11 protein-coding genes are annotated in these 9,946 nt (G+C 75.1%); 6 read left to right on the top strand and 5 right to left on the bottom strand.

Annotated elements, in window-relative coordinates; genetic code table 11:
* Positions 1–2: 2 nt before the first annotated feature.
* Complete coding sequence (locus tag AB0B20_RS15020; RefSeq protein ID WP_357470959.1) at positions 3–1,649, top strand: DUF885 domain-containing protein; 1,647 nt, start codon at positions 3–5, stop codon at positions 1,647–1,649.
* Here AB0B20_RS15020 and AB0B20_RS15015 read toward each other — a convergent pair.
* Positions 1,595–2,809: a hypothetical protein gene (locus AB0B20_RS15015; protein WP_357470956.1), complete on the bottom strand. Its 1,215-nt coding sequence runs from the start codon at positions 2,807–2,809 to the stop codon at positions 1,595–1,597. The genes AB0B20_RS15020 and AB0B20_RS15015 overlap by 55 nt on opposite strands.
* A 31-nt stretch (positions 2,810–2,840) precedes the next feature.
* The gene (locus AB0B20_RS15010) at positions 2,841–3,353 is read right to left on the bottom strand and encodes an NUDIX domain-containing protein (protein ID WP_357384031.1); all 513 of its coding nucleotides are present in this window, start codon (positions 3,351–3,353) and stop codon (positions 2,841–2,843) included.
* A gap of 182 nt (positions 3,354–3,535) precedes the next feature.
* Between AB0B20_RS15010 and AB0B20_RS15005 the strand changes: the two genes are divergently transcribed.
* Positions 3,536–4,030, top strand: a complete 495-nt coding sequence (locus AB0B20_RS15005; protein ID WP_357384034.1) for a type II toxin-antitoxin system PemK/MazF family toxin — start codon at positions 3,536–3,538, stop codon at positions 4,028–4,030.
* 19 nt (positions 4,031–4,049) lie between these two features.
* Here AB0B20_RS15005 and AB0B20_RS15000 read toward each other — a convergent pair whose 3' ends face one another.
* Positions 4,050–4,685, bottom strand: a complete 636-nt coding sequence (locus AB0B20_RS15000; protein WP_357384036.1) for a GGDEF domain-containing protein — start codon at positions 4,683–4,685, stop codon at positions 4,050–4,052.
* Between the two features lie 226 nt (positions 4,686–4,911).
* Here AB0B20_RS15000 and AB0B20_RS14995 point away from each other — a divergent pair, with 226 nt between their 5' ends.
* From AB0B20_RS14995 to AB0B20_RS14980, 4 genes are all read left to right on the top strand, one after another.
* On the top strand, positions 4,912–5,169 hold the full coding sequence (locus AB0B20_RS14995; protein WP_013285958.1) for a DUF397 domain-containing protein: 258 nt from the start codon (positions 4,912–4,914) through the stop codon (positions 5,167–5,169).
* 104 nt (positions 5,170–5,273) lie between these two features.
* A complete protein-coding gene (locus AB0B20_RS14990; protein WP_357471231.1) occupies positions 5,274–6,161 on the top strand; it encodes a helix-turn-helix transcriptional regulator in 888 nt (295 codons plus the stop codon).
* A 76-nt stretch (positions 6,162–6,237) separates the two neighbouring features.
* On the top strand, positions 6,238–7,074 hold the full coding sequence (locus tag AB0B20_RS14985; RefSeq protein ID WP_357470953.1) for an SAM-dependent methyltransferase: 837 nt from the start codon (positions 6,238–6,240) through the stop codon (positions 7,072–7,074).
* 62 nt (positions 7,075–7,136) lie between these two features.
* Positions 7,137–8,570 carry a protein kinase gene (locus tag AB0B20_RS14980; protein WP_357470950.1) on the top strand — a complete coding sequence of 478 codons (1,434 nt, stop codon included), beginning with the start codon at positions 7,137–7,139 and terminating at the stop codon, positions 8,568–8,570.
* Here AB0B20_RS14980 and AB0B20_RS14975 read toward each other — a convergent pair.
* Together AB0B20_RS14975 and AB0B20_RS14970 are read right to left on the bottom strand one after the other, a co-directional pair.
* Positions 8,537–9,169 carry a phosphotransferase gene (locus tag AB0B20_RS14975; protein WP_357470947.1) on the bottom strand — a complete coding sequence of 211 codons (633 nt, stop codon included), beginning with the start codon at positions 9,167–9,169 and terminating at the stop codon, positions 8,537–8,539. The two genes, AB0B20_RS14980 and AB0B20_RS14975, sit on opposite strands and share 34 nt — an antisense overlap.
* A gap of 25 nt (positions 9,170–9,194) precedes the next feature.
* Entirely contained in the window at positions 9,195–9,887 is a 693-nt protein-coding gene (locus AB0B20_RS14970; protein ID WP_357470942.1) for a carbon-nitrogen hydrolase family protein, read from the bottom strand.
* Positions 9,888–9,946 lie beyond the last annotated feature (59 nt).

The following is a 9,946-nucleotide window of genomic DNA, read 5'->3' as shown; positions in this document are numbered from 1 at the left end:
TGGTGAGCGACGACGTCATCGATGCGCTGCTGCGGGAGACGGGGCGCCTCGATCCGTGCGCCGCCGTGGTCGAGGCCGGTGAACAGGACGTCGACGGGCTCACCGACTACAGCCCGGACGGTCACCAGGCCCGCGCCGATCTCGCCGCCCGCGCCCTGCGCCGGATCGAGACGCTGCCCGCGACCCCGCTGCACGCCCACCTCGCCGAACGGCTGCGCGCCCGGATCGCCTTCCACGACGCCTGGGAGGACCTGCGGGAACTGCACGTGGCGGCCACCGGCCCGCTCCAGCTCATCCGCCAGTGCGTCGAGTCCGCGGTGCCGGGCCGCGACGCCGGGGGCACGGCCTACGAGGACGGATGGGCCCGCGTCGGCGCGCGCCAGGCCGCGATCCCGGCCGCACTCGACGGGTACGGCCAGAGCCTCCTGCTCGCCGCCGCGCGCGGCCACCTGCCGGCGCGGCGTCAGGTGGAACTGGTGACGCGGCGCTGCCGCGCCTGGCTCGACGACGACATCGCCCTGGTGAAGCGGTACGGCGACGGCCCGCAGTGCGCCTCGTTGCAGGCGGCGGCGCAGGACGCGCGGGAGGCGTACCGGAGATTCGCCGCGACGCTCGCCGCGGACCTGGCGCCCCGGGCGCACGACGACGAGGCGTTCGGCCCGGCGCGGTACGCCCTCTGGGTGCGGGCCTTTCTCGGCGCGGAACCGGACCTGCGCGAGCTGTACGCGTGGGGCTGGGACGAGTTCACCGCGATCGAGGCGGACATCGTCGCGGAGGCGAAGGCCCTGGGCGGCACCGTGCCCGAGGTGCGGGAACGGCTCGACCGCCCCGACGCGCCGGGCGTCCTGCGCAGCCGGGACGAGTTCGCCGCCTGGCTCCAGGAGCTGCTGGAGGCCACCACCGAGCGGCTGCACGGCGTCCACTTCGACATCCCCGCGCCGCTGCGGCGCATCGAGTCACGGGTCACCACGTCCGGCGGCACCGCCTACATCGGGCCGTCGCGGGACCTGACCCGGCCGGGCCGGGTCTCGTGGCTGCTGCCCGACGGGCAGGAGCGCTTCTCGACCTGGTGGGCGTACAGCACCGCGTACCACGAGGGCGTCCCCGGCCACCACCTGCACCTCGGCTCGGAGGCGTGCCGGGGTGGCCCCGGGCAGCGGCTGAACCTGCTCGGCGGGCTCTCCGGCGCCCAGGAGGGCTGGGCCCTGTACGCCGAGCGGCTCATGGACGAACTCGGATTCTACGAGCAGCCGGGCACCCGGCTGGGCCACCTGTTCATGCAACTGCTGCGGGCGGCCCGGGTGGTGCTCGACATCGGCCTGCACCTGCGCCTGCCGATGCCGTCCGGCAGCACGCCGTGGACGCCGGACGCCGCGCTGGACCTGCTGCGCGACCGCTGCCACCAGGGGCCCTACGCACCACTGGAACTGGCCCGGTACCTGGGCCGGCCCGGGCAGGCGCTGACCTACAAGGTGGGGGAGCGGGTGTGGCGCGACGGCCGCGCGGCCTTCCCGGGCGACCGGCGCGCGTTCCACAACCGGGCGCTGGAACTCGGTTCGCTGGGACTGGACCAGCTCGCGAGCGCGCTCGCCGTCTATCCGGCGTCGTCGGCGGGCAGCTCCTCCGGGTCGGCCACCCACGCGGAGTAGACGGGCAGGCCGTCCCACGGCCCGCCGGCCGGGTCGGTGGTCACCGCCACCACCGCGTACGGGTGACCGAACCGCAGCTCGGCGACGCGGGCGACACCCTCCGGCGGCATGCCGGCCACCATGCCGAACGCGGTCACCGCGGCGGCCTCGAAGCCGTAGCGGCCGAACCGGGCCACTGCGGACTGCGCGGCGTCGAAACCCGGCGCGGCCAGGCCCAGCAGCTCGCCGAGCGCCCGGGCCGCCGCGTCGAAGCCGAACCCGGGCGCGGTCAGATCGTGCCGGCTCCGCGCCGACCAGCAGGGCAGCACCGCCGTGGCGCGTTCCTCCCGGCCGTCCGCCGCGAACGTGCGGATCGGCTTCTCCCGCACCGTCCACAGCGGCGTCTCGCCAAGCGGCAGGTCGAACAGCGGCCGGCGGTCCGGCGTGGAGTCCGGGATGAGCGCGGCGGCGCTCGCCAGTTCCTGCGCGGCGGCCAGCACGTCGGCGGCGGGCACCTCGGGTGCGGCGGCCACCGAGACCACGAGCATGCCGGCGCCGTCGTCGCCGGTTTGCGCCGGCACCGCGTGCACCGCCACGTCACCGGCCCGGTCGGTGGCCGCCACCCAGCAGCGGTGCCCGGACGGCGGCGTACGCAGCACCCGGCTCAGCCGCCCGGACCAGGCGCTGCCCGCGCCCAGTTCCGTGCCCGGGGCGGTGTCGAACGGGTCGGCCCACGACACCCGGGTGGCCAGGGCACTGGCCAGGATCAGCAGCGTGTCCGGGGCGAGGTCGACCGGGAAGCGGTCGATCAGCCCGCCGGTACGCTCCCGCGCCCAGGCGTCCAGCGCCGCCTGGTCGGGCAGCGCACCACGTTCGGTGTTCTCCGGCAGGGCGGCCCGCCAGGCGTCCAGCTCCGCCGCCGGGGCGAGTTCCCACAGCGCGGTGGCCGCGGCGACCATCGGGTGCGGCGCGGCGAGCAGCGCCCGGGCCTCGGCGGCGGCGTCGTCCGGGTCGACGCCCAGTGCCTCGGCCAGCGCCGCGCGGGCGTCGCCGGTGGCGGCCGGGCCGGTCAGCGCCAGCAGCAGCCAGGCGCCCAGCGGCGAGGCGGCGTGGTGGGTGTCACCGGCGGCGCGGTGCAGCCGCTCGGCGTAACGGGCCAGGGGTGCGCGCAGTGGAGTCACCGCTCCACTGTGCCCGCCGGGACCCCCCGTGTCAGGACCACAGCTCGAACGGTTCGTCGATCTCCGCGCCGGCCAGGAACGCGGGCAGCAGTTCGGGCAGCCGCCCGGGATAGCAGCGCGGCCGCTCGGCGAGCACCTCGGCCAGCGGCCACCAGCGGAACCCGAAGTAGTCCTCCACCTCGTAGTCCAGCCGCAGCGCCTCGTCCACGTCCGGTCCGGGGCCGGGCAGCCGTACCGTCACGACCACCTCGTCCTGGAGGTGCCGGCGCTGCCGGTGCCGGAAGCTGGCCCGCCGCCGCCAGGTGGGAGCGCCCACCTCGTCCGGGCCGATGGCGATGCCGGTCTCCTCGCGGAGTTCGCGGACCGCCGTTTCCCGGTACGTCTCGCCCGGGTCCAGCCCGCCGCCGGGTAGCTCCCACCACACGCCGAGGTCCGGGTGGTCCGGGTCGCGGGTGTGGAACAGCAGCAGACGGTCGGCGGCGTCGAGCACCACCAGCCGTACCGCGCTGCGCTCGAACAGCGGCAGATCGTCGGGCAACTCCACGGTTAGAGAGTAAGGAAGGGCCCCCTGTTAACGCCTCCGGTAGTAGAAGGGCCCCTTATTAACATCGCCCAGCGCGGGGGACGCCCGGGTGCGCCGCCCGGCGCCGATCCCACTCAGCCGGCGTCGACGACGCGGGCCACCTCGCCGGTAGCGGACGCACCCCGCCCGATAGGCTGCCCGCCGTGGCAGGTCTGTTGAAGAACGTGGCGTCGAAGCTCGGCCGGATCACCCGGGTGGCGCCCGCCCCCGCCCGCACCGGCGGGCCGATCCCGGCGCAGGTCGCGCGCCGCCGCCAGGTCAACGCGTTGCAGCGCCGCGAACTGTCGTACGCCCCGGAGCCGGACGGGCAGGCCGACCCGGGCGAGATCGTCTGGACGTGGGTGCCGTACGAGGACGACCCGCGTCAGGGCAAGGACCGCCCGGTGCTGGTGGTGGGCCGGCACAGCCGCACGCTGTTCGGGCTGATGCTGTCGAGCCAGAGCGACCGGGACGGCCAGCGGCACTGGCTGGCGCTCGGCCCGGGGGAGTGGGACCGGGACAAGCGGCCGAGCTGGGTACGCCTGGACCGGGTGCTCACCATGCGCGAGGACGGCATCCGCCGCGAGGGTGCGGTGCTGGACCGGCCCCGGTTCGACCGGGTCGGTGCGGCGTTGCGCGCCGGCTACGGCTGGCGCTGACCACCGGGTAGGGCCCGGGTCAGCACTCCGCGACGAGCTGGCGGGTCGGGCGGGCGGCGCCGAGCGTCTTCGCCTCGTACATGGCCGCGTCGGCGCGGCAGAGCGCGTCGGTGAGCTGCGTGGGGCAGTGCACGGGCGCGAGCCCGACCGAGGCGGTGACCTGGATGCTGCGCGCCCCCAGCGGGATCGGCGCGGCGAGCGCCTCACAGAGCCGCCGGGTGGCGTGCTCGATCCACCAGCGGTCCGCCGTCGGGCTGGCCAGCAGGCCGGCGAACTCGTCGCCGCCGAGGCGGGCGACCGGGTTGTTGCCGGCGAACGCGGCCAGCCGTTGTGCCACGCTGACCAGCACCTGATCTCCGGCGGCGTGCCCGTAGCGGTCGTTCACCTGCTTGAAGTTGTCCAGGTCGAGCACGACCGCGACGAGGGGCTGACCGGCCGGGTCGGTGAGCAGGGCGGCGGCCAGGCGGAAGAACGCGCGGCGGTTTGGCAGCCCGGTGAGCGGGTCGTGGCTGGCGGCGTGCCGCTCGGCGGCCAGCTCGGCCTGGAGCAGCTCGATCTCGGCTTCGGCGCGTAGGGCGCGGCGGCGCAACTGCCAGGCGGAGACGAGCGCGCCCGCCGCGGAGATGCCGGAGGCGATGGTCATCGGATCCGCCAACGCGTCCTCCTCACCGCAGTCCCGTAGCCGCGCGAAGCGGCATCCCCGGGGCCGGGCTCGGGTCACCGTACGTGAGCGAACCGGCACACCGTATTTCGGTTATCATGCTCTCTGTCCATTGCAGATGCAATAGCAGATGCACGTGCATCTCACTCCTCAGTCGACAGACGTCGCCACCCACCGCCCCTCCCCGCGGCCTCGGCTGGCTCATTCCCGAAGGACGCCCATGCAGCAACCCCCGAACGGCGTGCCCGTGACCGAGTTGCCACCGATGCGCTGGTTGAAGAGCCGTCGCAGCAACCCCAGCGGCAACTGCGTCGAACTGGCCGAGCTGCCCGGTGGTGGCGGCATCGCGGTCCGCAACTCGCGGCACCCCGAAGGGCCGGCACTCATCTACACGGTGGACGAGATCGCCGCGTTCGTGCTCGGCGCCCGCGACGGCGACTTCGACCACCTCATCCCGCCGTCCCGTACACGGGACTGACTCCGTCCGTACGGAGGAGTTCACCTCACTGTCGGTTCATGGCATGCTTACTCGTCGGCCGGGAGGGTGCCCGGCCGGTGCGGCCGGGATGCGAGGGCGGTCAGGTGGCGACGGTGCCCGTCGAGGGTGGTCCGACAAGCGGTCCGACAGTGCTGCGCATGTTGCTCGGCGGGCAGTTGCGCCGGCTGCGGGAGAGCGCCGGGGTCAGCCGCGAGACCGCCGGCTGGGAGATCCGCTCGTCGGAGTCGAAGATCAGCCGAATGGAGCTCGGCCGGGTCGGCTTCAAGGAGCGCGACGTGGCCGACCTGCTCACGCTCTACGGCGTCACCGCCCCGGAGGACCGCACCGCGCTGCTCAAGCTGGCGCAGGACGCGAACAACCCGGGCTGGTGGCACCGCTACGGCGACGTGCTCCCGCCCTGGTTCCAGTCCTATCTGGGCCTGGAGGCGGCCGCCGCGATGATCCGCACCTACGAGGTGCAGTTCGTGCCCGGCCTGCTGCAGACCGCCGCGTACGCCCGGGAGGTGATCCTGCTCGGCCACCGCGGCGCGTCGGTGGCGGAGCTGGACCGGCGGGTGGAGCTGCGGATGCAGCGCAAGGATCTGCTGCGGCGCGCGAACCCGCCGCAGTTGTGGGCGGTGCTCGACGAGGCGGTGCTGCGTCGCCCGATCGGCGGCGCGGCGGTGATGCGGGAGCAGATGGACGCGCTGATCGAGGCGACCTCCGGCCCGCATGTGCGGTTGCAGATCGTTCCGTTCGCCGCCGGCGGGCACGCGGCGGCCAGTGGCGCGTTCAGCATCCTGCGCTTCGGCGACGCCGACCTGCCCGACATCGTCTACATCGAGCAGCTCACCAGCGCGATCTACCTGGACAAGCGCGACGACCTCGACTTCTACGCCGAGGCGATGGAACGGTTGTGCGTGGAGGCCGTGCCGCCGGAGCGGACGCCGGAGCTGCTGACCCGCCTGCGCGACGAGCTCTACCCGGCCTGACCGGCTCGATGGCGGGCCGTGGCATGATCGGCGACCGAAGACAGTGGACGGTGGCACGCGAGTCGTGGAGGCGGCCTTGACCAGCGAAGCACCAGGTACGGCACCCGAGTCCGGCCGGATAGACACCACGGTGGCGCACCCCGCCCGCCGGTACAACTACTGGCTCGGCGGGAAGGACAACTTCCAGGCCGACCGTGACTCCGGCGACGCCATGGCCGCGCGGTTCCCGACCATCCGGCTCAGCGCGCTGGAGAACCGGCGGTTCCTGCGCCGCGCGGTGCGCCACCTGGCCGGCGAGGCGGGCATCCGCCAGTTCCTGGACATCGGCACCGGCATCCCCACCGCCGACAACACGCACGAGGTGGCGCAGTCGACCGACCCGCGCGCCCGGGTGGTCTACGTCGACAACGACCCGATCGTGCTGGCCCACGCCCGCGCGTTGCTCACCAGCTCCGCCGAGGGCGCCACCGCCTACCTGGACGCGGACCTCGTCGACCCGGAACGCATCCTCGCCCACCCTGATCTGCGCCGCACGCTCGACCTGTCCCAGCCGGTGGCGTTGATGCTGCTGGCGGTGCTGCACTTCGTGCCGGACGGCGAGGATCCGTACACGATCGTCGGCCGCCTGCTGGACGCGTTGCCAGCCGGCAGCTACCTGGCAGCCTCGCACGCCACCCACGACTACCTGCCGCCCGACGTGGCCGTCGAGGCGAAGGCGGCGGCGCGCGGCGGGGGCCCGCACGGCGTGATCAACCTGCGCAGCCGGGAGGAGTTCGTCCGCTTCTTCGACGGGCTGGAACTGGTCGAGCCGGGTGTCTGCTCGGTGGCCGAGTGGCGTGCCGACGGCGAGCCGGAGCCGCGCCCGTCGGTGATCGACGTCAGCATGTACGGCGGGGTCGCCCGCAAACCCTGACCCGGGGCTGCGTGCCAGGCGGTTGACGGGCCGGGGGGCCGCACGGGCAGACTGGAGGCATCATGTCGCCGTTCACGCCCGCCCTGCGCCTGCACGACCGGTACGTCCTGCGCGAACGCATCGGCCTCGGCGGGATGTCCGAGGTGTGGCGGGCCGACGACGAGGTGCTGCACCGGCCCGTCGCGGTCAAGGCCCTCGCCGGGCAGCTCGCCGCCGACCCGAAACTGCGGGCGGTGATCCAGCGCGAGGCCCGCGCGGCGGCGCGGCTCACCCATCCGCACGTGACCCAGGTGTACGACTACGGCGAGGCGACGCTGGACGGCGGCGTCGTGGTTCCGTACCTGGTGATGGAGCTGGTGGAGGGGCAGACGCTCGCCGACCGGCTGGCGGGTGGTCCGTTGGCCTGGCCGGACGCCGTGCGCACCGCCGGGCAGGTGGCCGGGGCGCTGGCCGCGGCGCACCGGATCGGCGTGGTGCACCGCGACGTCAAGCCGGCGAACGTGATGCTCACCGAGACCGGCGCGAAGGTGCTCGACTTCGGCATCGCCGCGCCGGCCGGCCCGCACCCGGTCACCGGGCAGACCGGCGCGCTGCTGATGGGCACGCCCGCCTACTTCGCCCCGGAACGTCTCGACCCGGGCCCGGCGAACCCGGCCGGCGACGTGTACGCGCTCGGCGTACTGCTGTACCGCAGCCTCACCGGCCGGGCCCCGCTGCCGGTGCGCAGCTGGGACGACGTGCTGGACGTGCGGCGCAACCGGCCGGCGGTGCCGCCGCCGCGGGTGCCCGGCCTGCCGCCGGAGATCGCCGACCTGGTGCTCGCCTGCCTGGCGCTGGAACCGGACCGCCGGCCCACAGCGGCCCGGCTCGCCGAGCGGCTCGGTGCGGGGCGCCCGGTGGACCCGCCGACGGCGATCCTGCCCACCGTGGCGCCGGTGGCGCACCCGCCCACGCTCGTCGAGCGGCCCTCTGTCGCCGCGTCCCGCCCGCCGGGGCGTCCCGTCGCGCCGCCGCGTCCGGCGGTCTCGTCGAACCGGCTGTTCGGGCTGCTGGTGGCCGGTGCGGTGGTGCTGCTGCTCGTGGTGGTCGGCTCGCTGGTGTGGGGTGACGGCTCCGGTACGCCGCCGGCCGCCGCGCCCACCGCCGGCCCGTCGACCGGCGCCGCCGAACGGCCGGCCCCCGAGCCCAGCAGCGCCGCGCCCCCGTCGACGGCGTCCGAGCCGGTGACGCTGCGTCAGCTCGGCGACCGGTTCGGTGAGCTGCTCGACCGGGCCGAGTCGGTCGGGCTGATCGACCGCAAGACCGCCGCCGACCTGCGCAAGAAGGCCGCCGAGCTGGACCGGGGCAAGCCGAAGGACAGGGGCAAGCGGGTCGAGGACCTGCGCGAGAAGATCGACGACGCGGCCGAGGACGACAAGATCGATGCGGTCACCGCCGCCGGGCTGCGCAAGCTGCTCGACGGCTACGAGCGGCTGCGCGGCGCCGACGAGGGCTGACCCGCCGGAGGCGCGACAGCGCGGATCGTCTCCGTCACCAGGGCCGCCGCCTCGGGCAGCAGCTCCGGATCGGGCGCGTGACCGGCGGCACGGTGCCGCACCGCCTCCGCCAGCCGGTCGAGCGGCCCGGAGACGGCGGCGTACGCGGCCAGCAACTCACCTGCCGCCGCCGCCAGCGGGTGACCCGGAGCGCCGGCGACCTCCGCGAGGATCAGCGCTGTCGTCGTCCGGTCCAGCGCCGGCGGCCCCTCGGCGCTGTCGGTCCAGTCGATGACCACCGGACCGGTCGCGGCCAGCATGCGGGCGCCCGCTCGCGCGGTGACGGCGCCCGCGTGGAACGCCTCCACCAGCGTCGGGCCGGTGACCCGGTCGAGCACCAGGTCGGCACCCTCGGCGTGGTGCACCCGGGGCACCGGATAGCCGGCCCGGTGCAGGTGCCGCATCACCTCGGCCTCGGCGCGCACGTCGCCACCGTCGCGGTAGCGGCGCAGCACCTGCCCGCCGGGCAGCAGCCACACGTCGGCGGTGCGGCCGGTGGCGAGTGGGGTCGCCACCGGGAAGCCGGCCGGTGCCGGGCCGGTGCCCTTCGACGGTGCCATCCCGCCGAGCGTAGGCGATCCGTCCTCAGTGCAACGTCCCGGTGACCACCTCACCGGCGCCGGTGCCGGCACGGGCCACCGGCTCGCCCGCCGGTGACCAGATCCCCGAGCCACCCGCGGCCCGCGCGTACCCGCCGCCGGTCGAGCCGGCGAAGCTGGCCGTCACCACCCACACGCCGTGCGCGGCGGCGACCCGGCGGGCACGCTCGTCCGGCACCGCCGCGTCGTCGGCGGACTCCAGCACCCCGGCCAGGTAGGCGTCCGCGCCGAGCGCCACCGTCGCCGCCGCGTGCGCCGGCGTCCCGGTGTCCTTGCACACGGCAAGCCCCAGCCACCAGCCGTCCACATCGAGCACCGCCGGCTCCCGGCCCGGCCGCATGTGCCGCGGCTCCGCGCCACCAAGGCACATCTTCCGGTACGCCACCCGCACGCCCTCGCCGTCGACGGCGAGCACCCCGATGTGCGGCCCGGGCACCGGCGCCCCGGCCAGCGCCAGGGTGCCGGTTTCGGCGCAGGCCGCGCGCAGCGGTGCGAGCCGGGGATCGTCCGGGTCCAGCGGCGCGGCGGTCAGCTCGTAGCCGGTCAGTGACATCTCCGGGAAGACCACCACCCGGGCCGACGCGGCGCGTACGGCCTCGGCGTGGCGTACCGCGTTGCCCTCGACGTCGTCGGAGCGGGTGAGCGGCTGGGCGACGGCGATCCGCAGCGGCGTACGCATGACGTACACGATAATGGTTTCCATCACGCGTGGCCGTCCCCAGCTTCGCCCCGTAACGT

This window comes from Micromonospora sp. NPDC049151 (assembly GCF_040648395.1).
Classification (GTDB): domain Bacteria; phylum Actinomycetota; class Actinomycetes; order Mycobacteriales; family Micromonosporaceae; genus Micromonospora.
The sequence above is the reverse complement of the archived record's forward strand: the minus strand, read 5'-3'. Positions and strand labels throughout refer to the sequence as shown.

Bases quoted from the DNA above. Each gene is read 5' to 3' on its own strand.
- AB0B20_RS14995 (WP_013285958.1), top strand. From the start codon at position 4,912: ATGCAGCAACCCCCGAACGGCGTGCCCGTGACCGAGTTGCCACCGATG.
- AB0B20_RS14970 (WP_357470942.1), bottom strand. From the start codon at position 9,887: ATGCGTACGCCGCTGCGGATCGCCGTCGCCCAGCCGCTCACCCGCTCC.
- AB0B20_RS14975 (WP_357470947.1), bottom strand. From the start codon at position 9,169: ATGGCACCGTCGAAGGGCACCGGCCCGGCACCGGCCGGCTTCCCGGTG.
- AB0B20_RS14980 (WP_357470950.1), top strand. From the start codon at position 7,137: ATGTCGCCGTTCACGCCCGCCCTGCGCCTGCACGACCGGTACGTCCTG.